Origin of the sequence: Shinella sp. G-2 (genome assembly GCF_050172695.1) — a bacterium.
GTDB lineage: Bacteria > Pseudomonadota > Alphaproteobacteria > Rhizobiales > Rhizobiaceae > Shinella.
Map to the genome: position 1 here is coordinate 192,595 of NZ_JBBEYH010000004.1, position 25,746 is coordinate 218,340.

At 64.8% G+C, this 25,746-nt stretch carries 26 protein-coding genes and 1 tRNA gene; 17 read left to right on the top strand and 10 right to left on the bottom strand.

Annotation, left to right across the window (positions count from 1 at the left end; all coding sequences use genetic code 11):
- Positions 1-42 precede the first annotated feature (42 nt).
- Positions 43-1,671 (bottom strand): MFS transporter, encoded by a 1,629-nt coding sequence (locus V8U06_RS09985; RefSeq protein WP_427140505.1) that lies wholly within the window; start codon positions 1,669-1,671, stop codon positions 43-45.
- A gap of 283 nt (positions 1,672-1,954) precedes the next feature.
- Between V8U06_RS09985 and rimP the strand changes: the two genes are divergently transcribed.
- The 11 genes from rimP (at position 1,955) to V8U06_RS10040 (ending at position 15,466) form a co-directional block, all read left to right on the top strand.
- Positions 1,955-2,569 carry a ribosome maturation factor RimP gene (rimP, locus tag V8U06_RS09990; protein WP_226920488.1) on the top strand — a complete coding sequence of 205 codons (615 nt, stop codon included), beginning with the start codon at positions 1,955-1,957 and terminating at the stop codon, positions 2,567-2,569.
- Between the two features lie 115 nt (positions 2,570-2,684).
- Positions 2,685-4,289, top strand: coding sequence for a transcription termination factor NusA (gene nusA, locus V8U06_RS09995; RefSeq protein WP_427140506.1), 1,605 nt, complete (start codon positions 2,685-2,687; stop codon positions 4,287-4,289).
- A gap of 74 nt (positions 4,290-4,363) precedes the next feature.
- Complete coding sequence (locus V8U06_RS10000) at positions 4,364-5,017, top strand: RNA-binding protein (RefSeq protein WP_427140507.1); 654 nt, start codon at positions 4,364-4,366, stop codon at positions 5,015-5,017.
- 101 nt (positions 5,018-5,118) lie between these two features.
- The gene (gene infB, locus V8U06_RS10005) at positions 5,119-7,785 is read left to right on the top strand and encodes a translation initiation factor IF-2 (RefSeq protein WP_427140508.1); all 2,667 of its coding nucleotides are present in this window, start codon (positions 5,119-5,121) and stop codon (positions 7,783-7,785) included.
- A gap of 72 nt (positions 7,786-7,857) precedes the next feature.
- Positions 7,858-8,268: a 30S ribosome-binding factor RbfA gene (gene rbfA, locus V8U06_RS10010; RefSeq protein WP_427140509.1), complete on the top strand. Its 411-nt coding sequence runs from the start codon at positions 7,858-7,860 to the stop codon at positions 8,266-8,268.
- A gap of 12 nt (positions 8,269-8,280) precedes the next feature.
- On the top strand, positions 8,281-9,213 hold the full coding sequence (truB, locus tag V8U06_RS10015; RefSeq protein WP_226920483.1) for a tRNA pseudouridine(55) synthase TruB: 933 nt from the start codon (positions 8,281-8,283) through the stop codon (positions 9,211-9,213).
- Positions 9,214-9,435: 222 nt separating this feature from the next.
- The gene (locus V8U06_RS10020) at positions 9,436-11,088 is read left to right on the top strand and encodes a sensor histidine kinase (protein ID WP_427140510.1); all 1,653 of its coding nucleotides are present in this window, start codon (positions 9,436-9,438) and stop codon (positions 11,086-11,088) included.
- A gap of 34 nt (positions 11,089-11,122) precedes the next feature.
- Positions 11,123-11,440 (top strand): SH3 domain-containing protein, encoded by a 318-nt coding sequence (locus V8U06_RS10025; protein WP_226920481.1) that lies wholly within the window; start codon positions 11,123-11,125, stop codon positions 11,438-11,440.
- Positions 11,441-11,602: 162 nt separating this feature from the next.
- Positions 11,603-11,872: a 30S ribosomal protein S15 gene (gene rpsO, locus V8U06_RS10030; protein ID WP_119257629.1), complete on the top strand. Its 270-nt coding sequence runs from the start codon at positions 11,603-11,605 to the stop codon at positions 11,870-11,872.
- Positions 11,873-12,220: 348 nt separating this feature from the next.
- Positions 12,221-14,362 carry a polyribonucleotide nucleotidyltransferase gene (gene pnp / locus V8U06_RS10035; protein WP_427140511.1) on the top strand — a complete coding sequence of 714 codons (2,142 nt, stop codon included), beginning with the start codon at positions 12,221-12,223 and terminating at the stop codon, positions 14,360-14,362.
- An 87-nt stretch (positions 14,363-14,449) separates the two neighbouring features.
- On the top strand, positions 14,450-15,466 hold the full coding sequence (locus V8U06_RS10040; RefSeq protein ID WP_427140512.1) for a class I SAM-dependent methyltransferase: 1,017 nt from the start codon (positions 14,450-14,452) through the stop codon (positions 15,464-15,466).
- A 167-nt stretch (positions 15,467-15,633) separates the two neighbouring features.
- Here V8U06_RS10040 and V8U06_RS10045 read toward each other — a convergent pair whose 3' ends face one another.
- The gene (locus V8U06_RS10045; RefSeq protein ID WP_427140513.1) at positions 15,634-16,092 is read right to left on the bottom strand and encodes an Lrp/AsnC family transcriptional regulator; all 459 of its coding nucleotides are present in this window, start codon (positions 16,090-16,092) and stop codon (positions 15,634-15,636) included.
- Between the two features lie 129 nt (positions 16,093-16,221).
- Between V8U06_RS10045 and V8U06_RS10050 the strand changes: the two genes are divergently transcribed.
- Together V8U06_RS10050 and V8U06_RS10055 are read left to right on the top strand one after the other, a co-directional pair.
- Entirely contained in the window at positions 16,222-16,821 is a 600-nt protein-coding gene (locus V8U06_RS10050; protein WP_427140514.1) for a LysE family translocator, read from the top strand.
- Between the two features lie 66 nt (positions 16,822-16,887).
- Positions 16,888-17,115: a hypothetical protein gene (locus V8U06_RS10055; RefSeq protein ID WP_226920475.1), complete on the top strand. Its 228-nt coding sequence runs from the start codon at positions 16,888-16,890 to the stop codon at positions 17,113-17,115.
- Between the two features lie 46 nt (positions 17,116-17,161).
- Here the strand turns inward: V8U06_RS10055 and fabI are convergent, their stop codons facing one another.
- The 3 genes from fabI to fabA all read right to left on the bottom strand — a co-directional run bounded on the left by fabI (position 17,162) and on the right by fabA (position 19,779).
- Positions 17,162-17,968, bottom strand: coding sequence for an enoyl-ACP reductase FabI (fabI, locus tag V8U06_RS10060; protein WP_226920474.1), 807 nt, complete (start codon positions 17,966-17,968; stop codon positions 17,162-17,164).
- 5 nt (positions 17,969-17,973) lie between these two features.
- Entirely contained in the window at positions 17,974-19,197 is a 1,224-nt protein-coding gene (gene fabB, locus V8U06_RS10065; RefSeq protein ID WP_427140515.1) for a beta-ketoacyl-ACP synthase I, read from the bottom strand.
- A gap of 66 nt (positions 19,198-19,263) precedes the next feature.
- Positions 19,264-19,779, bottom strand: coding sequence for a 3-hydroxyacyl-[acyl-carrier-protein] dehydratase FabA (gene fabA, locus V8U06_RS10070; protein ID WP_226920472.1), 516 nt, complete (start codon positions 19,777-19,779; stop codon positions 19,264-19,266).
- Positions 19,780-20,094: 315 nt separating this feature from the next.
- Here fabA and irrA point away from each other — a divergent pair, with 315 nt between their 5' ends.
- Positions 20,095-20,514: an iron response transcriptional regulator IrrA gene (gene irrA / locus V8U06_RS10075; protein WP_226920471.1), complete on the top strand. Its 420-nt coding sequence runs from the start codon at positions 20,095-20,097 to the stop codon at positions 20,512-20,514.
- A gap of 6 nt (positions 20,515-20,520) precedes the next feature.
- On the opposite strand, the gene V8U06_RS10080 is transcribed toward irrA, so the two are convergent.
- Positions 20,521-21,156, bottom strand: coding sequence for a trimeric intracellular cation channel family protein (locus tag V8U06_RS10080; RefSeq protein WP_427140516.1), 636 nt, complete (start codon positions 21,154-21,156; stop codon positions 20,521-20,523).
- Between the two features lie 131 nt (positions 21,157-21,287).
- Between V8U06_RS10080 and V8U06_RS10085 the strand changes: the two genes are divergently transcribed.
- Positions 21,288-21,761: a hypothetical protein gene (locus V8U06_RS10085; RefSeq protein WP_226920469.1), complete on the top strand. Its 474-nt coding sequence runs from the start codon at positions 21,288-21,290 to the stop codon at positions 21,759-21,761.
- Between the two features lies 1 nt (position 21,762).
- On the opposite strand, the gene V8U06_RS10090 is transcribed toward V8U06_RS10085, so the two are convergent.
- On the bottom strand, positions 21,763-22,554 hold the full coding sequence (locus V8U06_RS10090; RefSeq protein ID WP_427140517.1) for a YdcF family protein: 792 nt from the start codon (positions 22,552-22,554) through the stop codon (positions 21,763-21,765).
- A gap of 24 nt (positions 22,555-22,578) precedes the next feature.
- On the bottom strand, positions 22,579-23,748 hold the full coding sequence (locus tag V8U06_RS10095; protein WP_427140518.1) for a TMEM43 family protein: 1,170 nt from the start codon (positions 23,746-23,748) through the stop codon (positions 22,579-22,581).
- Between the two features lie 138 nt (positions 23,749-23,886).
- On the opposite strand from V8U06_RS10095, the gene V8U06_RS10100 reads away from it, so the two are divergent.
- Together V8U06_RS10100 and V8U06_RS10105 are read left to right on the top strand one after the other, a co-directional pair.
- A complete protein-coding gene (locus tag V8U06_RS10100) occupies positions 23,887-24,156 on the top strand; it encodes a DUF2934 domain-containing protein (protein WP_427140519.1) in 270 nt (89 codons plus the stop codon).
- Between the two features lie 101 nt (positions 24,157-24,257).
- A complete protein-coding gene (locus V8U06_RS10105; protein ID WP_427140520.1) occupies positions 24,258-24,797 on the top strand; it encodes an acyloxyacyl hydrolase in 540 nt (179 codons plus the stop codon).
- Positions 24,798-24,910: 113 nt separating this feature from the next.
- On the opposite strand, the gene V8U06_RS10110 is transcribed toward V8U06_RS10105, so the two are convergent.
- Both V8U06_RS10110 and V8U06_RS10115 read right to left on the bottom strand, forming a co-directional pair.
- Positions 24,911-24,986, bottom strand: a tRNA-Ala gene (locus V8U06_RS10110).
- A 147-nt stretch (positions 24,987-25,133) separates the two neighbouring features.
- Positions 25,134-25,523: a TIGR02300 family protein gene (locus V8U06_RS10115; RefSeq protein WP_226920464.1), complete on the bottom strand. Its 390-nt coding sequence runs from the start codon at positions 25,521-25,523 to the stop codon at positions 25,134-25,136.
- Positions 25,524-25,746: the final 223 nt, after the last annotated feature.

Below are 25,746 nucleotides of genomic sequence, written 5' to 3' on the forward strand. Positions count from 1 at the left end.
AGAATTTAGACCATGTCCGGTTCAATCTGAACCTGACATGGTCTAGTGGATCTCGACCTGCCGCTTGAAGCGCTCGTATTCGTGCGGAACGATCGTCTGGCGCTCGATCATGCGGTGGACGCGCGGTTCCTCGGCGCCGCTGTGCAACTGGCGCAGCTTCTCGCCATTGGCGGCGTCCGCGTGGGTGCGGCGCTGGTTGTGCCGCACATATTCCACCCAGGTCGGCACATGGTAGGTCTCGGTCCAGATCGTGGGATTTTCGAGGTCGCGCATCAGCGCCCACTGGCCCGCGCCGTCGCGGATGCGGATGCGCCGCCGCTCGGTCATGGTTTCCAGGAATTCCGGAATATCCCCTTCGGCGATCTCGTAGTCGATGAGAATGACGATGGGGCCGCTGCGGGGTTTCAGGTCCAGCGGCAGGTCGGGTTCGCTGAAGCGGTTGAGCGGGTCGACATTGAGGCTTTCGAGTTCGGGAAGGGCAAAGCGCAGGCCGAGCGCCGCACCGGCGATCATCGCCACGGCCGAGGCGAGCAGCGCGGCCTCCGCGCCGTGCGTCTCCGCCGTCGAGCCCCAGATCCAGCTTCCGGCGGCGATGCCGCCGAAGGTGGTCGTCTGGTAGAGCGAGAGTGCGCGCGCCACCACCCAGCGCGGGGTGGAAAGCTGCACCGTCGTGTTGAACAGCGAGAGCGCCATGACCCAGGAGGCGCCGGCGATCAGCAGCACGGCGCCGGTCAGGAGCGCGGAGGCGCTGATCGCGGAAATGCTGGCGCTGACGGCAAAGCCGGTGAAGGCCATGCGGGCGATGGTCTCGCTGGTGAATTTTTCGCGCAGGCGCGCATTCATCAGCGCGCCGCCGATGGCGCCGAGGCCGAAGCAGCCGAGCAGGATACCGTAAGTCAGCGGCCCGCCCTGGATGAGGTCGCGCGCGATCAGCGGCAGCAGCGAGAGAATGGAGCTGGTGGCAAGGCCGAAGGCGAAGCCGCGCAGCAGCACCTTGCCGATATTGGGCGACATGGAGACGTAGCGCAGGCCAGCCGAGATGGCGCGCACGAAATCCTCGCGCGGCAGGGTGTTCGGCGAAACGTTCGGCTTCCAGCGCAAGAGCGCATAGAGCAGGGCGAAATAGCTGAGCGCATTGGTGGCGAAGGCCGCCGCCGCGCCCGCCGCCGCCACGATGGCGCCGCCGATGGCGGGGCCGACGGAGCGGGTGAGGTTGAAGCCCATGCTGTTGAGCGAGACGGCGGCGGGCAGGTCCTCGCGCGGCACCATGTCGCCGACGGAGGCCTGCCAGGCGGGATTGTTCAGCGCCACGCCGCAGCCCAGCAGGAAGGTGAAGGTCAGGAGCAGCCAGGGCGTGATGACGCCGTACCAGGTACAGAGCGTCAGCCCCACCGCGACAAGAAGCATGAAACACTGCGCCGTCAGCATCAGCTTGCGCCGGTCGAAATTGTCGGCGAGCGCCCCGGCGGCGACGGAAAACAGCATGATCGGCAGCGAGGTCGAGGCCTGCACCAGCGCCACCATGTTGGCGGAAGAGGAGATGGAGGCCATCATCCAGGCCGCGCCGACCGACTGGATGAGCCCGCCGAAGTTGGAAATCAGGCTTGCCGCCCAGATCAGCCGAAAGGTTTCGTTTCGGAAGGGGGCGAGGGGGGATTTCCGGTCCGGCACGGTGGGGCACTCATTCTCGACGCAGCGTTGGGGACAATCTAGTTCAAAGGACGAAAGCGGCAAGCCGGTGGCGGCGAATGTCTTAAATCTCTTCGGACGAAAAGCGTGCACCACCGGGCGCCGCTGGGGAGGGGCCGAACGCCCACCTTGCAATTGTGACGAACCCGGTCTATATCAGCCTCAAATTCTTGATCGTCAGATGAAGAGTGGGCCCGCGAGGACCCGCTCTTTTTTATTGCCCCGATCAAGCGCATGATAACGACTATCCCGGGGAGGGCATGTCATGACTGACACGACCCAGACAGAAAACGCCATCGAGCCGCGGCTGATCGTCGAGACCGGTCTCGACCGCCGCGTCGCCGACATCATCGAGCCGACCATCGAGCAGATCGGTTACCGCCTCGTGCGCGTGCGCCTTCTGGCGCAGAACGGCGCGACGCTGCAGATCATGTGCGAGCGGCCGGACGGCACGATGACCGTCGAGGACTGCGAAGCGGTCTCCATGGCCGTCTCGCCGGTGCTCGACGTTGAGGATCCCATCGACAAGGCGTATCATCTCGAGGTTTCCTCGCCCGGCATCGACCGGCCGATGGTGCGCAAGTCGGATTTCACCCGCTGGCTCGGCCACCTCTTGAAATGCGAGACGTCGATCCTCGTCGAGAGCCGCAAGCGCTTCCGTGGCAAGATCCTCGCCGCCGACGAAAACGGCTTTACGCTGGAACGCGACCAGCCCGCCCCCGGCGAGGAACCGACGATCGTCATTCCGTTCACGGCGCTTGCCGAGGGCAAGCTGATCCTGACGGACGAGCTGATCCGCGACGCGCTGGCCGCCGACAAGAAGGCGAAGGCCGCGCAGGCCGCCAACCAGAACGACGAAGACGGCGACGACGAAGAATAAGTTGTGAATGCGTTCCGCCCGTCGCGGCGGAGCGGAGAGGACGGAACCGGAGCGGCACGCCGCTCCAGATATGCCGGAGGCCAAAGCCCCGGCTCGACCATGGAGACCTGAGACAATGGCAGTCAGTGCGAACCGGCTTGAGCTTCTGCAGATCGCGGATGCCGTGGCCCGTGAAAAGGTCATCGACCGCGAGATCGTGCTTGCCGCGATGGCCGACGCCATCCAGAAGGCGGCCCGCTCGCGTTACGGCACGGAATCGAACATCCGCGCCGACATCAATTCCAAGACCGGCGAAATCCGTCTCCAGCGTCTGCTCGAGGTCGTCGAACACGCCGAGGACTACTCCACCCAGATCCCGCTGGAACTGGCGCGCGACCGCAACCCGGACGCCAAGCTCGGCGACTTCATCGCCGACCCGCTGCCGCCGATGGACTTTGGCCGCATCGCCGCCCAGTCGGCCAAGCAGGTCATCGTGCAGAAGGTGCGCGAAGCCGAGCGTGACCGCCAGTACGACGAATACAAGGATCGTATCGGCGAGATCGTCAACGGCACGGTCAAGCGCGTCGAATACGGCAACGTCATCGTTGACCTCGGCCGCGGCGAAGGCATCATCCGCCGCGACGAGATGATCCCGCGCGAGAACATGCGCTACGGCGACCGCGTCCGCGCCTTCGTCTACGACGTGCGCCGCGAACAGCGCGGCCCGCAGATCTTCCTGTCGCGTACCCATCCGCAGTTCATGGTGAAGCTCTTCACCATGGAAGTTCCGGAAATCTACGACGGCATCATCCAGATCAAGTCGGTTGCCCGTGACCCGGGTTCGCGCGCCAAGATCGCCGTCATCTCGAACGACTCGTCCATTGATCCGGTCGGCGCCTGCGTCGGTATGCGCGGCTCGCGCGTCCAGGCCGTCGTCGGCGAGCTTCAGGGTGAGAAGATCGACATCATTCCGTGGTCGCAGGACCCGGCCTCGTTCATCGTCAACGCCCTGCAGCCGGCGGAAGTCGCCAAGGTCGTTCTCGATGAGGATGCCGAGCGCATCGAAGTGGTCGTTCCGGACGAGCAGCTCTCGCTCGCCATCGGCCGCCGCGGCCAGAACGTGCGCCTCGCCTCGCAGCTCACCGGCTGGGATATCGACATCCTGACGGAAGCCGAAGAGTCCGAGCGCCGCCAGAAGGAATTCAACGAGCGCACCAACCTCTTCATGGAATCGCTCGACGTCGACGAGATGGTCGGTCAGGTTCTGGCCTCCGAGGGCTTCGCGGCCGTCGAGGAGCTTGCCTATGTCGATCTCGACGAAATCGCCTCCATCGACGGTTTCGACGAAGACACGGCCCAGGAAATCCAGACCCGCGCCCGCGAATATCTCGACCGCATCGAGGCCGAGATGGACGCCAAGCGCAAGGAACTCGGCGTTGCCGACGAACTGCGCCAGATCAATGGCATCACGGGTCAGATGCTCGTCGCGCTCGGCGAGGACGGCATCAAGACGATCGAGGACTTCGCCGGCTGCGCTGCCGACGACCTCGTCGGCTGGTCCGAACGCAAGGACGGCGAGACGAAGAAGTTCGAGGGCCTGTTCTCGAAGTTCGAGCTTTCCCGCGCCGAGGCCGAAGCCATGATCGTGCAGGCCCGTCTGGCGGCCGGCTGGATCACGGAAGAGGATCTGGCAAACGAAGAAGAAGAGCCGGCTGTCGAAGGCGGCGAAGAGGACGCCTGATCGGCGTCCTCAAGGTTGAGCATGTCGCCCGCTGATTTGCACGGCGGTTTGCGTTGGCAAGAGCGGAAACCTATATGGGCAAGAAGGACGACGGCGTGAACGACCGCATGTGCATCGTGACACGCGAAAAAGGCGAGGCGGACGATCTGATCCGCTTCGTCGCAGGTCCCGACGGCAGCGTCGTGCCGGACCTGAAGCGTGAACTCCCCGGACGCGGATGCTGGGTAAAGGCGGAACGGGTGATCGTCGACAAGGCGGTTGCCAGAAAGCTTTTCGGGCGTGCGCTGAAGGCGGAGGCCAAGGCCGGACCGGAACTCGGCGCCGAGGTGGACAGGCTCATGGCGGCCCAGCTCGGCGGCATGATGAACATGGCGCGCAAGGCCGGCCAGTTCATAACGGGCGCCTTGAAAGTCGATCAGGCCGTGCGTGCCCTGGCCGCTCTTGCGGTCTTCCACGCGACGGACGCGGCGGCGGACGGCGTCAGGAAAATAGACCAGGCGCGGAAGGCTGCAAGCTTCCTCACCGAGGACGAAATGGAAATACCCTCCTTCAAGCTCTTCTCCGAGGGCGAATTGGAGGGCCTTTTGGGTCAGAATGCTTTTATCCATGCCGCAGCGCTTGCAGGGCAGGCGGGTGAGGGTGTAGTGAAGCGCGCAATCATGCTCGAAAAATACCGGGGCGACGCCCGGGTGGGAGCACATGGCGGCGCTGGCCAGCCAAACCAATGACGCGGTCACCGGCTCTCCGCCGGCCGAAATCGCATTGGATGTACACATTTGAACGACAGGGTCCGATCCGCATCCGGCCCTGATCTTAGGAACGGAACGGAATGACCGACAACGAAGACGACAAGACGATCAGCGTGGCTGGCAAGAAGACCCTGAGCCTGAAGCCCTCGGGGGTTCAGCAGGGAACCGTTCGCCAGGACATGGGTCGTGGCCGGACGAAGGCCGTCGTGGTCGAGACCCGCACGAAGCGCCATTTCAGCCGCCCGGGTGAAGAACGCCAGGCAGCGGCGCCCGTCGCGCCCGTGCAGCGCCAGCCGGAGCCGCAGCAGACGCGCCCCGCGCCGCAGCCCGCGCGCCCCATGCAGCAGCAGCCCTCGCGCCAGGCCGAGCAGAGCCGTCCGCGCGGCGTTGTCCTGAACCAGCTCTCCCCTGACGAGGTCGAAGCCCGTCGTCGCGCGCTTGCCGAAGCGCAGATCCGCGACGCCGCCGAAGCCCGCCAGCGCGCCGAGGACGAGGCCCGCCGCAAGGTGGAAGAAGAAGCCCGTCGCGTCGTCGAGGAAGAAGCCCGCATCCAGCGCGAGAAGGAAGAGGCCGCGCGCCGCGCCGCCGAGGCTGCCGCACCGGCGCCTGTCGTCGAGGAAGAGTTTGCCGCGCAGCCTGTGGCCAACAAGCCTGCTGCCGCGGAAGCTCGCCCGCAGCCGACCCGCACGCCTGCTCCGGCTCCGGCATCCACGCCGGTCGCCGGTCGCGGCCGCCGCGAAACCGAAGAGGACGACGACAAGCGTCCGCGCGGCGGTGCGCCCGCCAATCGCGGTGCGGTCAAGCGTCCCGAGCCGGCCAAGGCGCCCGCCCGTCCGAAGGCCGACGACGGCCGCCGCCAGGGCAAGCTGACGCTGACCACGGCGTCGAGCGACGAGGACGGCGCACAGCGCGGTCGCTCGCTCTCGGCCATGCGTCGCCGTCAGGAGAAGTTCAAGCGCTCCATGATGCAGGAAACGCGCGAGAAGATTTCGCGCGAAGTCGTCCTGCCCGAGACCATCACCATTCAGGAATTGTCGCAGCGCATGTCCGAACGCGCCGTCGACGTCATCAAGTACCTGATGAAGGAAGGTCAGATGATGAAGCCCGGCGATCTGATCGACGCCGACCTGGCTGAACTCATCGCCGGCGAATTCGGCCATACCGTCAAGCGCGTTTCGGAATCCGACGTCGAAGAAGGCATCTTCAACGTTGCCGACGAAGAAGGCGATCAGGAATCCCGTCCGCCGATCGTGACCATCATGGGCCACGTCGACCACGGCAAGACCTCGCTGCTCGACGCCATCCGTCATGCAAACGTGGTCGCTGGCGAAGCCGGCGGCATCACGCAGCATATCGGCGCCTACCAGGTCGAGCAGAACGGCCACAAGATCACCTTCATCGACACCCCCGGCCACGCCGCGTTCACCGCCATGCGTGCCCGTGGTGCGCAGGCGACGGACATCGCGATCCTCGTGGTCGCCGCCGACGACAGCGTGATGCCGCAGACGATCGAGTCCATCAACCACGCCAAGGCGGCGGGTGTTCCGATCATCGTGGCGATCAACAAGATCGACAAGCCGACGGCGGACGCCCAGCGCGTTCGCACGCAGCTCCTCCAGCACGAGGTGTTCGTCGAATCCATGGGCGGTGAAACGCTCGACGTGGAAGTCTCGGCCAAGAACGGCACGAACCTCGACAAGCTGCTCGAAGCCATCCTGCTCCAGGCCGAAATCCTCGACCTGAAGGCCAACCCGAACCGCACGGCAGAGGGCGTCGTCGTCGAAGCCCAGCTCGACCGCGGCCGCGGTGCCGTCGCGACGGTTCTCGTGCAGACCGGTACGCTGAAGCCCGGCCAGATCCTGGTCGCCGGCGATCAGTGGGGCCGCGTGCGCGCGCTCGTCAACGACAAGGGCGAACACGTCAAGGAAGCCGGTCCCGCCATGCCTGTCGAGGTTCTCGGCCTTTCCGGTACGCCGGCCGCCGGCGACAAGTTCGCCGTCGTCGAGAACGAGAGCCGCGCCCGCGAAATCTCCGAATACCGCCAGCGTCTCGCCCGCGAAAAGCAGGTGGCACGCCAGTCGGGTTCGCGCGGCTCGCTCGAGCAGATGATGAACCAGCTGCAGAATTCGGGTCTCAAGGAATTCCCGCTGCTCATCAAGGGCGACGTGCAGGGCTCGATCGAAGCCATTGCCGGCGCGCTCGAAAAGCTCGGCACGGACGAAGTGCGGGTACGCATCGTGCATTCCGGCGCAGGCGCCATCACTGAGTCGGACATTTCGCTCGCCGAAGCGTCCAACGCTGCCATCATCGGCTTCAACGTTCGTGCGAACGCACAGGCCCGCTCGCTTGCCGAGCGCCAGGGCATCGAAATCCGCTACTACAACATCATCTACGATCTGGTGGATGACGTGAAGGCGGCCATGTCCGGTCTGCTCTCGCCCGAGCGTCGCGAAACCTTCCTCGGCTACGCCGAAATCCTCGAGGTATTCAACATCACGAAGGTCGGCAAGGTCGCGGGTTGCCGCGTCACCGAAGGCAAGGTCGAGCGTGGCGTCGGCGTGCGCCTGGTTCGCGACAACGTCGTCATCCACGAAGGCAAGCTCAAGACGCTCAAGCGCTTCAAGGACGAAGTGTCGGAAGTCAATGTCGGCCAGGAATGCGGCATGGCCTTCGAGAGCTACGAAGACATCCGCGCGGGCGACCAGATCGAGTGCTTCCGCGTGGAGCATATCACGCGCACGCTGTAAGCGTTCGACGGATAGAGTATCGTGCGAGCGCCGGACCTTTTCGGCGCTCGCATTTTTTTGAAGGTGACGACCATGACCAGAGCAACATCCTCGGCGCCGTCGCAACGCATGCTGCGCGTGGGCGAGCAGGTGCGCGCGGCGATCACCCAGGTTCTCCAGCGCGGCGAAGTGCGCGACCCGCTTCTCGAAAAGACCGTGATTTCCATTTCGGAAGTGCGCATGTCGCCGGACCTGAAGCACGCCACGGCCTATGTGACGCCGCTCGGCGTCAAGGACCACGAGGCCGTGATCGACGCGCTGAACCGCAATTCGAAGTTCATCCGCGGCCGCCTCGGCCCGCAGCTGCGCCAGATGAAATACATGCCGGACGTGCGCTTCCGCGACGATACCAGCTTCGACAACTACAAGAAGATCGACGATCTCCTGCGTTCGCCGGAAGTCGCCCGCGATCTTTCCGCCGAAGACGGCGAAGACGATCAATAATCCAGGATACAGATGTCCAGACCCCGCAAACCCAAGGGCCGGCCGGTTTCCGGCTGGCTGATCCTCGACAAGCCGTTCGATTTCGGCTCGACCGAAGCCGTCTCCAAGATCAAGTGGCTGTTCAAGGCGCAGAAGGCCGGCCATGCCGGCACGCTCGACCCGCTGGCGTCCGGCATGCTGCCGATCGCGCTGGGCGATGCCACCAAGACCGTGCCCTATGTCATGGACGGGCGGAAGATCTACGAATTCACCGTTACCTGGGGTGAGGAACGCACGACGGACGACCTTGAGGGCGAGGTGGTCCGCAGCGCCGACACGCGCCCGACGGCCGACGCCATCAAGGCGATCCTCGGCGAGTATACCGGCGTCATCCAGCAGATCCCGCCGCAGTTTTCCGCAATCAAGATCGACGGCGAGCGCGCCTATGATCTTGCCCGCGAAGGCGAGACGGTCGAGATCCCCTCGCGCGAGGTGGAAATCCACCGCCTGACGCTGATCGGCTCGGACGAGAACACCGCCGCCTTCGAGGTCGAATGCGGCAAGGGCACCTATGTGCGCGCGCTCGCCCGCGATTTCGGCCGCCAGCTCGGCTGTTACGGCCATATCTCGGCGCTGCGCCGCACCTTCGTCGCGCCCTTCGGCGAGGACGACATGGTGCCGCTCGCCGACCTGACGGCGCTGGAAAAGATCGAGGACGACGCCGAGCGGCTGGCCGCCCTCGACGCCTTCCTGATCGATACCGGCGAGGCGCTCTCCAGCCTGCCGCAGATCGTCGTCAATGACGATCAGGCGCATCGTTTGCGCATGGGCAATCCGATCATCCTGCGCGGCCGCGATGCGCCGGTTTCCGCCGACGAGGCCTATGCCACGGCGCGCGGCAAGCTGGTGGCGATCGGCGAGATCGGCGGCGGCGAGTTCCGTCCGAAGCGGGTCTTCGCGGGCTAAAAATCACGGGGCGGAACCATCCGCCCCTGACTTGATTTCACCACAAGCTGCGGGCTTTATGGGCCGGCGAGGTTCGCTCACGGGTGGGCCGGGCGGCGCTTGGCCGCCGTGTTGCGAAGGGTGAGGGGCTGGCTGTTGACGATGGCGCCGACTGACAGGACGGTGTCCGCCGGAGAAGCGGGCGCGGGGGAAGGCGCAGGGTCCGCCCCTGTGCGCCGGCGGATGCACCATCCGGTCGCGTTCTACCTCGTCTGCCTCATCCTCGTCGTCGTCATCCCGGCTTTCCTCTTTTCCATCGTCGTGCTGAAGCGCACCAACGAGGCGCAGGAGCGCATCTTCGAATCGCTGCTGCGCACCTCCACCGGCGCCGTGAACCGTGCCGTGGAGCGCGAAATCTCCGGCATGTTCTCGACGCTGAACTTCCTGTCGACCTCCGACGGGCTGCTGAAGGGCGACTATGCGGCGCTGCACGGCCAGGCCACCAAGGCGCTGGAAGGCACGGACATCTATTTCCTCGTCATCGACCAGACGATGCGCCAGCTTCTCAACACGCGCGTGCCCTACGGTACGCCGCTGAACGCCACCTCCGAGCCGGTCTCCGCCGGGCTGGCGCTGGCGCGCGGCGAGCGCATGGTCTCGGATATCTTCTTCGGCAAGACCGCCCAGCAATGGGTCTTCAACGTCTACCTGCCGATGCGCCTGCCGAACGGCCAGCATGTGCTGCTGACCCTGACGAAGAACGCCGAAGCGCTGCGCCGCGCGGTCAATCCGGATGTCCTGTCGCCCGGCTGGAATGCCGCGGTGCTCGACACGCAGGGCACCGTCATCGTCTCGACCGACGAAAAGGAAAAGACGGGCAAGCCCTTCTTCCTGCGGGTCGTGCCCTCGCTCCGCCTTGGCGTCAGCACCATGCAGCAGGACAGAACGAACTATCAGGTCGTCACCGAATTCTCCTCGCTTGCCGGCTGGCGCATGATCGCCTGGGCGAAATCCTCCGACGTGCAGGCCCCGGCCGTCTCCTCCTTCCTGTGGCTGACGATCGGCGGGTCGGTCTTCGCGCTGCTTGCCGCCGTGAGCGCGGCCGGCATCGCCCGCGTTCTCTCGCGTGACGTGCGGCTGCTTGCCCAGGATGCGCGCCGCCTCGGCCAAGGCGAGCGGGTCGCGCCGCGCTCCTATGCCATTTCCGAGCTGGAGACCGTTTCGCATGCGCTCGCGGAAGCGGCCGATGCGCGGGTCAAGTCGGAAAACGAGGTGCGTTTCCTGATGCGCGAGGTGGCGCACCGCTCGAAGAACCAGCTGACCGTCATCCAGGCCATGCTGAACCAGTCGGCGGCGGGGGCGGAGAACGCCACGGATTTCGCCGAGACCTTCCGCAAGCGCGTCGCCGGCCTTGCCCGCTCGACGGACCTGATGATCGCCAATGCGACGCAGGGCATCAACCTGTTCGAGCTGGCGAAGAACCAGCTCAAACCCTTCACGCCCGACGATGCCGCGCGCGTGCGCATCGCCGGCCCCGCCGTGCTGCTCGACCCGCAGGCCTCCCAGACCCTCGGCATGGCGCTGCACGAGCTGTCGACCAATGCCACCAAATACGGCGCGCTCGCTAACGAGACGGGCATCGTCTCGCTGAGCTGGGTGGCCGCGGGCGCGGACCTGAACCTCGTCTGGCGCGAAAGCCGGGCGACGATCGACAAGGCGGCCATCGCCGCCAGCCGCAAGGGCTTCGGCAGCGTGGTGCTGGAGCGCATGCTGGGACTGGCGCTCGATGCGAAGCTCGATTTCATCGTGCATGACGACGGCATCGAATGGCGGGTGACGATCCCGCTTGCCCGACTGCGCGACGAGGAAGCCCATCGGCCGGAAGGCGTGCCATGACGCGCCGGCCTTTCCATCATTTCAGGTGCATGTCATGACGCTTTTCTCGCGGACGATCCTGGCCGCCACGCTTCTCTCCGCCGCTCCGGCGCTTGCCGCCGAATGCCTCGTCGACGATCCGACGGGAACGCCGCTCAACGTGCGCGCCGCGCCGAACGGCGCGATCGTGACGACGCTGTCCAACGGCACGCGCGTCGAGGTGCTGGAGGAAACGAAGATCGGCAACAAGCGCTGGCTCTTCGTCGCGCGGCAGGGGGAACGGCTTGGCTGGATCTTCGGCGCCTATGTCGTCTGCCCGAAGGACGGCGATGCACGCGAGGCCGCGCCCGGCCAGCCGGCGGACCGGCGCTGACGGGCCGTTCAGGCGCTTGATGACGGCCCCTTCCATTTCGCCCGCTAATGGTTTATAGGCACCGCCAGCAATGCGGGCCTGCCCGCTTGCCTTCACGGCCATTGCTGGACGACATCCCGGCTTTTGGCGACTTTGGTTCTCCATTCATGAAAGGACATCTCGATGTCGATCACTGCTGAGCGCAAGGCTGCGCTGATCAAGGAATACGCCACCAAGGAAGGCGACACCGGTTCTCCGGAAGTTCAGGTCGCGATCCTGACCGAGCGTATCAACAACCTGACCGGCCACTTCAAGGACCACAAGAAGGACAACCACTCGCGTCGTGGCCTTCTGACGCTGGTTTCCAGCCGTCGCTCGCTTCTTGACTACCTCAAGAAGAAGGACGAAGCCCGTTACAGCAAGCTGATTGCTGCTCTCGGCATTCGCCGCTAATCCTTTCGGCGGGCGTTCCTTGCGAACGCCCGCCGCTTTCTTTTGCGGAAGAAAATTCCGCCGTACCGTTTAGCCAGTGCCGGTTGAGGCCGCCTCGCGAACGGGATTTTCCAGCAGGCCGGATGGGCCGGTCCTGCGGAACCAACCGATGACCTGTCATGGGGCAGGATTGCAGGATGCTTCAGGCGCGCGCCTGTCGTCGGCCAGGCTGAAAAGCCGTAAGACGCGACGATCGCGAGCCCTTTCCGGAAGCCTCCCGTTGTCTTGCCCATGATGCGTCACGAACGCGGATAGACCACCTGCGCCTTTTCGGGCGGCGGTGCGCGTATCTGCCAAGAAGGACAAGACATGTTCGATACCCATACGGTTGAAATCGAATGGGCGGGCCGTCCGCTCAAGCTGGAAACCGGCAAGATCGCCCGTCAGGCTGACGGCGCGGTACTGGCGACCTACGGCGAAACCGTCGTTCTCGCGACCGTCGTTTCCGCCAAGGCCCCGAAGCCGGGCCAGGATTTCTTCCCGCTGACCGTCAACTACCAGGAAAAGACCTACGCCGCCGGCAAGATCCCGGGTGGCTACTTCAAGCGCGAAGGCCGTCCGTCGGAAAAGGAAACGCTGGTTTCCCGCCTGATCGACCGTCCGATCCGCCCGCTCTTCCCGGAAGGCTACAAGAACGACACGCAGGTCGTCGTCACTGTCGTCCAGCATGACCTCGAAAACGATCCCGACATCCTGTCGATGGTTGCCGCTTCGGCCGCGCTCACGATCTCCGGCGTTCCCTTCATGGGCCCGGTCGGCGGCGCGCGCGTCGGCTACATCAACGGCGAATACGTCCTGAACCCGCATCTGGACGAGATGGACGAGTCGGTTCTCGACCTCGTCGTCGCCGGCACGCAGGACGCCGTCCTGATGGTCGAATCCGAAGCCAAGGAACTGAACGAAGACGTCATGCTCGGCGCCGTCATGTTCGGCCACAAGGGCTTCCAGCCGGTCATCGACGCGATCATCAAGCTCGCTGAAGTGGCTGCCAAGGAACCGCGCGACTTCACGCCGGAAGATCATTCCGAACTCGAAGCCGAAATGCTCGGCATCGCAGAAACCGAACTCCGCGCTGCCTACAAGATCACCCAGAAGGCTGATCGCTACGCCGCCGTCGACGCCGTCAAGGCCAAGGTCAAGGCACACTTCCTGCCGGAAGGCGTCGAGCCGAAGTACAGCGCCGAAGTCATCGGCGCCGTCTTCAAGCACCTGCAGGCCAAGATCGTTCGCTGGAACATCCTCGACACCAAGAGCCGCATCGACGGCCGCGATCTCGAAACCGTTCGCGCCATCGTTTCGGAAGTCGGCATCCTGCCGCGCACGCACGGCTCGGCGCTCTTCACCCGCGGTGAAACCCAGGCCGTGGTCGTTGCCACGCTCGGCACCGGCGAAGACGAGCAGTATGTCGACAGCCTGACCGGCATGTACAAGGAACGCTTCCTGCTGCACTACAACTTCCCGCCCTACTCGGTCGGTGAGACGGGCCGCATGGGCTCCCCGGGCCGCCGCGAAATCGGCCACGGCAAGCTTGCCTGGCGCGCGATCCGCCCGATGCTGCCGACGGCGGAACAGTTCCCCTACACGCTGCGCGTCGTCTCCGAGATCACCGAGTCGAACGGCTCGTCCTCGATGGCCACCGTCTGCGGCACCTCGCTCGCTCTGATGGACGCCGGCGTTCCGCTGGCAAAGCCGGTTGCCGGTATCGCCATGGGCCTCATCCTTGAAGGCGACCGTTTCGCGGTTCTCTCCGACATCCTCGGCGACGAAGACCACCTCGGCGACATGGACTTCAAGGTCGCCGGCACCGCCGACGGCATCACCTCGCTGCAGATGGACATCAAGATCGCCGGTATCACCGAAGAGATCATGAAGGTCGCTCTCAGCCAGGCACAGGGCGGCCGCAAGCACATCCTCGGTGAAATGGCCCATGCCATCTCCGAAGGCCGCAGCCAGCTCGGCGAATTCGCACCGCGTATCGAAGTCATGAACATCCCGGTCGACAAGATCCGTGAAGTCATCGGCACGGGCGGCAAGGTCATCCGCGAAATCGTCGAAAAGACCGGCGCCAAGATCAACATCGAAGACGACGGAACGATCAAGATCGCGTCCTCGTCCGGCAAGGAGATCGAAGCGGCCCGCAAGTGGATCCACTCCATCGTCGCTGAACCGGAAGTCGGCCAGATCTACGAAGGCACGGTCGTCAAGACCGCCGACTTCGGCGCCTTCGTCAACTTCTTCGGCCCGCGCGACGGCCTCGTGCACATCTCGCAGCTCGCTCAGGAGCGCGTTGCCAAGACCTCCGACGTCGTCAAGGAAGGCGACAAGGTCTGGGTCAAGCTGATGGGCTTCGACGAGCGCGGCAAGGTTCGCCTCTCCATGAAGGTCGTCGATCAGGCGACCGGCAAGGAAATCGCCGCCGACAAGAAGGGCGACGGCGAAGCTGCCGAGTAATCGCAAGACAATGCATGAAGGGGGCGCGGAGCGGCACGTTCCGCGCCCTTTTCTTTTCCTGGACCAATCACCCGCCGAAAGCCGACCATGACCCGCGACGCCCTGAAAACCCTGTTCCATCCCTTTGCCTCCGGTACGCTCGGCATGCCGGGCGAGGGCGAGCGCTACCTGTTCCTCGGCGCGGAAGCCGGCCAGCGCCCGCCGGAAGGCTTCGGCGCGGCGCTCGAGGCCGTGCAGCCGCTGCGCTCGCTGTATCGCGGTCTGGAAGCCGTGCGTGCCCCCGTGAAGCCCGTCATCGAGGGCGAGGATTTCGACGGCGCGCTCATCCTGATGACCAAGCACAAGGGTGAGAACGAGAACCGCATCGCGGAAGCCCTCCGCCTCGTGCGCACGGGCGGCCTGATCGTCGTTGCCGGCGGCAAGGAAGACGGCGTGCAGTCCATGCGCAAGCGCCTCGACCAGCTTGGCCTGACAGGCGATTCCATGCCGAAGTACCATGGCCTCGCCATCTGGTTCGCCCGGCCGGAAGACCCGGCGGACGCGATCGCCAAGCTCGCGGCGAAGCCGGTGCGCATCGTCGGCCGCTTCACGGCTGCCCCCGGCATGTTCTCGCACGACCGTATCGACGAGGGCTCCGAACTGCTCGCCACCCGCATCCCCGAAGACTTCAACGGCCATGCCGCCGATTTCGGCGCGGGCTGGGGCTATCTCTCGGTCATGCTCGGCGGCCGCGCCCCGCAGGGGAAGGGCATCGACCTCTTCGAGGCGCATTACGAGGCGCTGGAAGCCGCCCGGGAGAACATGGCGGAGAACTGCCCGAATATCCCGGCGCGCTACTACTGGTTCGACCTGACGGCGGAAACGCCGCGCGACCACTACGACCTCATCGTCATGAACCCGCCCTTCCACGAAGGCCATGCCGCCGACCATTCGCTCGGCGCCGGCATGATCCGCATGGCGGCCAAATCGCTCAAGGCCGGCGGCCGCCTGCTGATGGTCGCCAATCGCGGCCTGCCCTACGAGCCGGTCCTGAAGGAAGCCTTCAAGGACAGCGGCGAGCTTTGCCGCAACGCCCGCTTCAAGGTGCTGTGGGGCCGGCGCTGATCGCTAGCGTTTGTCAGGGAAAAGTGGGAACCGGTTTTCCCGAAAAGACAAACGAAAACAAAAGAAGTCAGAGCATGCCTGATTCAAGCTGAACCTGACATGCTCTAACTTTTTGTTTTTACCGCATTATCCGACGCCGAAGCGGTCCCGTTTCGGCTTGATATGCTCTATAGCGGCAGCGCGAAGCTCTGCTTGACCGTTTCGCTGGGCACGTCCGTCTTGACGGTCTGGATGCCGTTCCTGCGGGTGAGATGCGTCGACTGGAAGCGGCGGTAATCCTCGAGATCAGCGACGACGACGCGCAGCAGCGCGTCGCTCTCGCCGAGCATGATGTAGCACTCCACCACCTCCGGCAGCCGCTTCATGGCGGCGATGAAATGGTCGATGGTCTCGGCATCCTGGGCCGTCAGCGAGATGCGTGCGAACATGGAGAGCTTGAGGCCCACCTTCGCCTGATCCACGACCGCGACATAGCGGCCGATGATGCCGGCCTCCTCCAGAAGCTTCACCCGGCGCAGGCACGGGGAGGGGGAGAGGCCGACCCGCCTTGCCAGCTCGATGTTCTGCAGGCGGCCATCCTGCTGCAATTCGCGCAGGATGCGGCGATCGATCTCGTCGAGCTGCATTGAAATCCTCACAAACGTTCAAGCCATGCAGCGGCATGGGATGCCAAATTCTTCTTCATTGCTGGCATCTTCGCAACCCCGTTGCGCGCGGGGCGGCATAGGCTGCCACCGTTTGCAGGGGAGAGCAGGATGGATTGGACCTGGATACTGGCGGCGTCGAGCTTCGCCTTCGCCATGGCCGGCACGCCGGGGCCGAACAACACGATGGTCACGGCCTCCGGTGCGAATTACGGTTTCCGGCGCACGCTGCCCGTCGCCACTGGCATGGGCATCGGCGTCGCGGTCATCATCTTCACGGTGGCGGCCGCCGGTGGCGCGGTCCTCTCGGAGCCGCGCGTGCATCTGGCGCTGAAATGGATCGGCGTCGCCTATCTGCTCTGGCTCGCCTGGCGCATCGCCACGGCGCCTGTTGGCCTTGCGGTGGAGCGCGGCCGCGCGCGACCCTTCACCTTCATCGAGGGCGCGCTGCTGCAACTCGTCAATCCGAAGCTCTGGGTGATGGTTGCGGGCGCCGTCGTCACCTATGGCGGCGGGGCGGCGGGCGATGTCTCGGTGCCTGCCGCCTTTGCCGTCATCTTCGGTGGGGCGACGCTGGTGAGCACGCTCGCCTGGGCCGGCGTCGGCGTGGGGGCGGCGCGGTTCATCACGCGAAAGGAGAGCCTGAAGCTGTTCAACCGCGCCATGGCGCTGCTTCTGGTGCTGTCGCTCGTGCCCGTCCTTTTCGAATAGGCCGATTTGCCATTTTGCCGAAACAGGTCCACCATCGCCGGATCGTCCTCGTTCAGGAGACCCGCAATGGCTTTTGGACCTGCAAGGCCGCCCATGATGGAAGATGTGGCGGAGGTCATCGCAAAGGATGTGAAGGAAGCGGAGGGGCATACGCCGACCTCCGAAGTGCCGCTCGCCTTCTTGAAGCGCGGCGCGGACGGCAAGCCGCTTGAAATGAACCCCAGGGTGCGTCTGCTGCTGCTCGGCGTGCTTGCCGCCGTGATCCTGCTCGTCGCCGTTCTGACGGTGCTGTGAGCGAAAGAAAACGGCGCGAAGCTGAAAACTTCGCGCCGCAATTTGTTTATTCGCTGTCCGCTTTCGCCAGCCGCTCCAGCGTCGGCATGGAGGTGATGTTGTAGCCGGCATCCACATAGTGGATTTCGCCGGTGACGCCGCTCGACATGTCGGAGAGCAGGTAAAGCGCCGAATTGCCGACGTCCTCGATGGTGACGGTGCGGCGCAGCGGCGCGTTCTTCTGCTGCCAGGACAGCATGGCGCGGGCGTCCGAAATGCCGGCGCCGGCCAGCGTGCGGATCGGACCGGCGGAGATGGCGTTGACGCGGATGCCCTGCGGGCCGTAATCGCCGGCGAGGTAACGTACGGACGCTTCAAGCGCGGCCTTGGCGACGCCCATGACGTTGTAGTTCGGCATGATGCGAACCGAGCCGCCATAGGTCAGCGTCAGCAGCGAACCGCCGTCCGTCATGATCTCCGCGGCGCGCTTGGCGATCTCCGTGAAGGAGAAGCAGGAGATCACCATGGTGCGCGAGAAGTTGTCGCGCGAGGTGTCGGCATAAAGGCCCTTGAGCTCGTTCTTGTCGGAGAAGCCGATGGCATGCACGACGAAATCGAGCTTGCCCCACTTTTCCTTGATCGCGTCGATCGTCGCATCGACCGAGGCGATGTCCTCCACGTCGCAGGGGATGACGAAATCCGAGCCGAGTTCGGCGGCAAGCGGCTTCACGCGCTTGCCGAGCGCTTCGCCCTGGTAGGTGAAGGCGAGTTCGGCGCCGGCGCCGGCGAGCTTCTGTGCGATGCCCCAGGCGATAGAGTGGTTGTTCGCGACCCCCATGATGAGGCCGCGCTTGCCGTTCATGATCCCCGTCATTGACGTCATCCGTTGTGGCGCTGGAAGACCAGCGTGGCGTTCGTGCCGCCGAAGCCGAAGGAGTTGGAAAGAACCGTGTCGATCTTGGCATTGTCGATGCGCTTGCGCACGATCGGAACGCCGTCGAATTCGGGGTCCAGTTCGGTGATATGGGCGCTTTCGCCGATGAAGCCGGCCTGCATCATCAGGAGGCCGTAGATCGATTCCTGCACGCCGGCGGCGCCGAGCGAATGGCCGGTCAGCGACTTGGTCGACTGGATGTGCGGGATCTTGTCGCCGAAGACTTCGCGGATCGCGCCGATTTCCTTCGAGTCGCCGACGGGCGTCGAGGTGCCGTGCGTGTTGATGTAATCGACGTCGCCCTTCACGGTGGACAGGGCCTGGCGCATGCAGCGCATCGCGCCTTCGCCCGACGGGGCCACCATGTCGTAGCCGTCGGAGGTCGCGCCGTAGCCGACGATCTCGGCATAGATCTTCGCGCCGCGGGCCTTGGCGTGCTCGAGCTCTTCAAGAACCAGAACGCCCGCGCCGCCGGCGATGACGAAGCCGTCGCGGCTGATGTCATAGGCGCGGGACGCGGTGGAGGGCGTGTCGTTGTACTTGGAGGACATGGCGCCCATGGCGTCGAAGAGGTTCGACATGGTCCAGTCGAGGTCTTCGTGGCCGCCGGCGAACATGATGTCCTGCTTGCCCCACTGGATCATTTCCGCCGCATTGCCGATGCAGTGCGCGGAGGTCGAGCATGCCGACGAGATCGAGTAGTTGACGCCGTGGATCTTGAACCAGGTGGCGAGCGTCGCCGAAGCCGTCGAGGACATCGCCTTCGGCACGGCGAAGGGGCCGATGCGCTTGGGCGAATTGTTCTTGATGGTGATCTCGGCCGCCTCGATGAGCGTGCGGGTGGACGGACCACCCGAGCCCATGATGATGCCGGCGCGCGGATTGGCGGCGTATTCGGACTCCTCAAAGCCGGAATCGGCGATCGCCTGCTTCATGGCGACGTGGTTCCATGCGCCGCCCTGAGAGAGGAAGCGGGCCGCACGGCGATCGACGAGCTCGGTCGTATCGATGTTGGGAGAGCCCCAGACCTGGCACTTGAAGCCGTGGTCGGCGAAATCCTGCGAGAAGCTGATGCCCGAACGCGCGTCGCGCAGCGAGGCCGTCACTTCGTCCGCGTTGTTCCCGATGGAGGATACGATCCCCAGACCCGTGACAACTACCCGTCTCATATTCCTGACCTTTTCTTGAACGTCTCGTGGAGAGGGCGGCGGGCCGCCCTCCAAAGGCTCTACGCCTTAGGCTTCCTTGTCCTTCGACAGGCCGACGCGCAGGTCGGTCGCCTGATAGATGGTCTCGCCATCGGCCTTCAGCCAGCCGTCTGCCGTGCCGAGCACGAGGCGGCCGCGCATCACGCGCTTGAAGTCGATGCCGTATTCGAGGAGCTTCGTATGGGGGCGGACCATGCCCTTGAACTTCACTTCGCCGGTGGAGAGCGCCATGCCGCGGCCGGGCTCGCCGAGCCAGCCGAGGAAGAAGCCGGTGAGCTGCCACATGCCGTCGAGGCCGAGGCAGCCCGGCATGATCGGGTTGCCCTGGAAGTGGCAGGGGAAGTACCAGTCGTCGGGCTTCACGTCGTATTCGGCGCGGATATAGCCCTTGTCGAAGGCGCCGCCCGTTTCGGAAATGTCGGTGATGCGGTGGACCATCAGCATCGGCGGCAGAGGAAGCTGCGCATTGCCGGGGCCGAACAGTTCGCCGCGGCCGCAGGTCAGAATTTCCTCATAGTTGTAGCTGGATTGCCTGGTCGTCATCGAATGTCTCATCCCGGTCTTGAAGAACGCTTGCTCTGCGTCCGTTTTAGAGGAGGAGCGGTGCGAATTGAAGCGCCTCCTCCCCTCCCTTTTTATCGCCGCACCCGGCATGGGCGAGACGTTATTTCAGCAGTCCGCATACATGATGCTCGCCGTGACAGCCAGCGTAAATTGCCGTGACGGGGGCGAAGGCCCCGGTTTTCGGCATGTCGGACGCCCTCACGCCGTCGCAATCCTATTGAATCCCGGCAACGCTAAAGTTATATCGAAAGCTCAAGATTATTGTTCAAGGCCAGACAAGCGGATCGCTCGCCCATGAAGCATGTAAACGAGTTGCCCATCGAAGAGCGCCTGCGCCACTCCGGCCTGCGCCCGACGCGCCAGCGCGTGGCACTCGCCGACCTGCTTTTCGCCAAGGGCGACCGGCATCTGACGGTGGAGGAACTGCACGAGGAGGCCGTCACCGCCGGCGTGCCCGTTTCGCTCGCGACCGTCTACAACACGCTGCACCAGTTCACCGAGGCCGGCCTCATCCGGGTTCTCGCGGTCGAAAGCGCCAAGACCTATTTCGACACCAACATCTCCGACCACCACCACTTCTTCGTGGAGGGCGAGAACCACGTGCTCGATATTCCCGTCAGCAATATCGAGATCGGCAACCTGCCGGAACCGCCCGCCGGCATGGAGATCGCGCATGTCGACGTGATCATCCGCCTGCGCCCCTGCAAGGACTGATCGTCCTCACATCACATCGTCGGGATGCCGTCCGGGCCGCGGCTTGTAGACCGGGAAGCGCCAGCCGAAGCGCAGCGCCCCGCCGCGCACGATGAAGGCCGCCCCCATGCCGATGGCCGACGCCACCCAGAGCGGCGTGCCGGCGACCGTAGCCGCCGTGAAGCCCGCAGCCCCGATCAGCGCCGCCGTCACATAGACCTCCGGGCGCAGCAGCACGGAAGGCTCGTTGGCCAGGAGGTCGCGGATGATGCCGCCGAAGCTGGCGGTGAGCACGCCCGTGGTGATCGCCACCGTCGGCGAACCCGTCGCCGCATAGCCCTTGGCCGCCCCCATCACGCAATAGGCCGAAACGCCCATGGCATCGAGCCAGAGCAGCAGGCGGTAGCGCGATTCGATGCGGTGGGCGAGCATGAAGACGACAAGCGCGACGGCGATGCAGACGATGAGATAGGTCGGGTTCACCACCCAGAAGACGGGCGTCGCGCCGAGGATGACGTCACGGAACGTGCCCCCGCCGATGCCCGTCGCCGCCGCCAGGAACAGGAAGCCGATGATGTCGAGCTGCTTGCGCGAGGCCGACAGCGCGCCAGTCGCGGCAAACACCGCAACGCCGGTATAGTCGAGCAGTTCCAGGATCGGCACGTCTTCCCCCTCTTTGCGAGCTAAGCCTCGCGACAGCTTTGCCGCAGTAGAGTGCGCGCGCCGGCAGAATCACGCCGCGCGCGGCCCTGCCGCATAATGACCGAATCGCCTGCCATGGAAAGGTTTGAGAGATGGCCATCCGCATGAGTTTCCTCGCGCTCGTCTCCGCCGCCCTCGTTTCGGCCGCCGCGCCCGTGCGCGCCGCCGAGATCGTGCCCGATGCGCTGGCCGCGGTTCAGGCGGAGGTCGCCGGTCGCTGCAAGACGGCGCTCTATGGCGAGGACTTCGCCGACACCGTCGATTTCAACAATGACAAGCTGGTCGATGCGATCTTCAATCTCGGCGCGGTGAACTGCGACGGCGTGCCCGGCGGCCTGTGCGGCGATGTCGGTTGCCCGCATGAATTCTACATTCGCGTCGCCGAAGGCGGCTATTTCCTCGCCGCCAATGCCGACCTCTACGGCTACAGCATGAAGAAGCGCTTCGGCAATATGGTGCTGGAACTGAAGGCGAATGCCGCAAGCTGCGGCCGCGATGACGACGAATACTGCACCATGACGATCCGCGTGCGGAACACCCGCTTCGAGACGATCTCGAAGAAGTAGCCTATTGCGGGAAGAAGGCGTGCGTGCGGCCCGCAAGATACGAGAAGAGCAGGCCCGTCCATTCGCGCAGCGCCGTCGTCATCAGCTGGCTGTTGGCTGAGGGCTGCGTGAAATCGAGCCCGAGGCTCGCCTTGCCCGTCGTGCGGTAGTCCGTCGGCCAGGGCAGGACCTCCAGGCCGAGTTTGCGGAAGAGCCCGACCGAGCGCGGCATGTGGAAGGCGGAGGTCACCAGCAGGCAGCCTTCGAGGCCGTTTTCCTTGAGCAGCGCCTGCGTGTTTCCGGCATTTTCGAAGGTGTCGCGCGATTGCGTCTCGCGGATCACCCGCGTTGCCGGAACGCCGAAGGCTTCGAAGAACCGTGTGCCGACCACGGCGTCGCCCTCATAGGCGCCGCTGAACGAGCCGTCCCCGCCCGAAATCAGGATACGCGCCTCGGGGAATTGCCGTGCGAGCCGCAAGGTCTCGACGAAGCGGTCGCCGGCCTGGGTCATCTCGAAGCCGCCGCGCGCCGCGATGATCTCCGACTCGAAGCCGCCACCGAGCGTGATGATGCAGGAAGGCCCGCCCGCGGGCAGGTCCGCGCGCGCGATCCGGTCCTCCAGCGTCTGCAGCAGCACGGCGCCGGTCGAGGTGAAGAGCGTCAGGAAGAGCACCAGCGCCGCCGCGAGGCTCGCTATGGCACGCAGGCGGTTCCATTTCAAAAGCCCCGCCAGCAGGCCGGCGAGGAGGAGGATGAGGGCGAGCGAGAGCGGCTGGGCGAGAAGCCAGAAGATCTTCGAGATGTAGAAGGTCACGCGCCGCTCACCCTGCCTTTGCCGTCACGCCCGGGCGGGTGCCGGGGCTGCCGCCTTGCCGCGTCGCAGATAGAGGATGCCCACGGCGAGCGCAATGCCGGCGGCCAGAACCGCGATGGCGATGAGCGGGCGATAGGCGATCCAGGCGATGGCGATGATCGCCGGGCCGAGCAGCAGCGTGAAGATGAGCGCGATGGCCGACGTGCCGAAACGCACGATGGAGCCGACGAACGGCACGACGTCGGCGATCACCCCGAGGATGGAGAAGATCGAGGCGAAGCCGACGAAGAGGCCGACAAGGCCGCCGATGCGCACCGCCCAGGTGATGATGGTGTTCTCGCTCTGCGCCGCGTCGAACATGGCCGCCGCATCGGTAATGCCGGCGTCGCTGAGGAAAAGCTCGCGCCCGTTCGACGTCTTGTAGGGCGTCAGGCCCGTGCCGTGCTGGGCGGCGACGAAGCTCGCCTCGGCAATGTCCGAGCGCTCGAAATGGATGCGGATGTCGCCGACCTGCGGGTCCTGCGGATTGAAGGAGAAGACGGCCTGGCCCCCGATGGTCGAGACCGGCTTGCCGAGGCTGACGGCCTCGCCGAGACGGTTCGCCTCGATGGCGGTGAGCGGAACGGGACGTTCCTCGCCGAGCCTTGCCACCGCTTCGCCATCCACGCTGAAGGCGCCGATCGTCGCCGAAGGCACCGCAAAGCGTTCGTCGTCGATGGGCTTTCGCGGATTGTCGTGACCCGACTGACGGAAGCTGCCGGAGCTGATTTCACGGCGGTTCCATTCCTTGTGGTAGGAATAGGTGGTCACGGTCTCCTCGCTGCCGCCGAGCTGCTTCTTCGTCTCGGATTTCGAGGTCTCCACCCACTGGTACATCTCGACGATGCGCTCCAGCCCGGCCGCGCCTTCAGCGGAAACGCCGAGCACGTTGTCCTCCGGCACGCCGACCGGCTTCACCGGCCCGGAAATGTGCACGAGCTTGCCGTCGTTGGCGGGATCGATGCTGCCGTTCTCGACGGAAACGACGAGCCCTGCGCCTTCGACCAGCGCGCGGTAGGTCTTCACCGACCGCCCCTCGTTCCAGAAAAGAAGCCAGATGCATCCGATCAGAAGGATGAAGCCGACCAGAATCTTGATCAGCGCGCCCTTCAGCCTGGAAAACCAGGATGTGGTCGTCGTTTCCGTAAAGCTCATGATGTCCCCCGACAAAGCTGGCGTCGTGCGAAAGACGCCTGAAGAAGCATGCTTATTCGCGGTCTCTGAAGCGCGCAAGCGCGGAACATCCCGCCTGGCTGCCCGTTTCCCGCTGACGAGAGAAAAGGGAGCGCTTCCATGACCGACGAACGCGAAGACCGCATCCGCAACCGCGCCTACGAACTCTGGCAGCGGGACGGCGCGCCCGATGGCAAGCCGGACGACCACTGGTATCAGGCCGAGCGCGAAATCGACCAGGGCGATGGCGAGATCGGGCCGGACGACGAGCCCAATCTCGGTGCGCTGCGCGAAGCTGCCCGCCAGCACAATGACACATTCATCGTGAAGACGGATCTCGAAGACGCGGACCAGCGCGAGGCCGCGCCCGGCACGCGCGAGCAGCCCTAGACATCGGGCGGTCGGCTGGAGAGTTTGATGTCTATTCCGTTTCCGCCTGTACAAAACCCGGCGCGGCACGAACACTGCCCCAAAGTGATTCGGGGGATGCGATGAAGGTTTTTCTGGCGGCCGCGCTGATGGCAGCATCTTACGGGCTCTACGCGTCCTCCGTTACGGCGGGCGACCTGGTCGATGAAGTGCGGCTCGGCGCGAGCGGCGTCATCGCCGGCAAGGCCGCGAAGGACAAGGGCGTCGTCGGTTCGGCCGAAGTCTTCATCGCGCCGTTCCACTCCTCGCAGACCGGCGTCGCCAAGGTTCTTCTCGAGCCGCGCGTTCAGGTCGGTGTCTCGGGCGGGGCGGATGCGACCGACCAGGCCTATCTCGGCCTCAACTGGCACCTGCCGATCACGGACACCTTCTTCGCGGAAGTCGGCGCCGGCGGAACGGTGCACAACGGCAATCTCGACAGCGGGACCGGCCCGTTGCTCGGCTGCCGTTTCCTGTTCCGCGAACACGCGGCCCTCGGCATGCAGGTCAGCGAAAAGGTCCGCGTCATGGCCACCGTCGACCACTCCTCCAATGCCGGCCTGTGCGACGGCCCCAACGACGGCCTCACCCATGCCGGCCTCGCCGTGGGCGTGAAGTTCTGAACTTGGCGGCGGGCGGGCGGGATGCGGCTCGCCTCAACGCCTGAACGTTTCGGTGGCTACCGCAGAAATGCGCCTGTACGTGCGGCGAACTTGAATTCTTAACAGGGAAGATTTGGTGGAGCTAAGCGGGATCGAACCGCTGACCTCTTGCATGCCATGCAAGCGCTCTCCCAGCTGAGCTATAGCCCCATAACGGGTCCGGCAAGGCCGGTTTCCGGGAACCGAAGCGGCGTTGCCGTCCGGTGTGGCGGCTTATTACTTCCGGGTTTCGGAGATAGCAAGCCGAAAAATGAAAACCGGCCGATTTTTTTTAAAACCGGCCGGTTTATCAAGGTCTTACGCTTCGTCTTCGTCGCCCGTGACGCCGATGAGGCCGCTCATGTCGTCATCGTCGTCGTCTTCGTCCTGTTCCAGGAACGTGTCGTCGTCGTCGCCGTCGATCTCGACGTCGTCGTCGCCGAGATCCGGCAGGTCGTCGCCGCCTGCTGCATCCTCGTCGGCGTCCTCGAGCGAGACGAGTTCGACTTCCGTGTTCTCCGTATCGACTTCGTTGACGTCCTCGTCCTCATCCTTTTCCAGGACGGCCGCCGCGGAGGTTTCCTCGAAGAAGGAGAGCGGGTAGGACTTGCCCGTATAGGGCGAAACGATCGGGTCGCGGTTCAGGTCGTAGAACTTCTTGCCCGTTTCCGGGTCGATGCGTTTGGTGCCGAGTTCCGGTTTTGCCACTGTCAAAGCCTCTCAGGTGCCGTTTCTTGCCGGCGGGGCCGGTGTTTCCGGCGCGTTGAAGGGGAAAATGATTAGCCGGTCCCCATAATAGTCTTGCGCTATCCTGTCAAAGCCAAACTTCGGGAAGCCCGCCGCCGCCCTTCTGTCGAATGTTTGCAAGACGGGATGATGACGCTTTAAATCGTTTGTGATAGCAAGCCCGCACGCTCCCGGGGCGATCCCG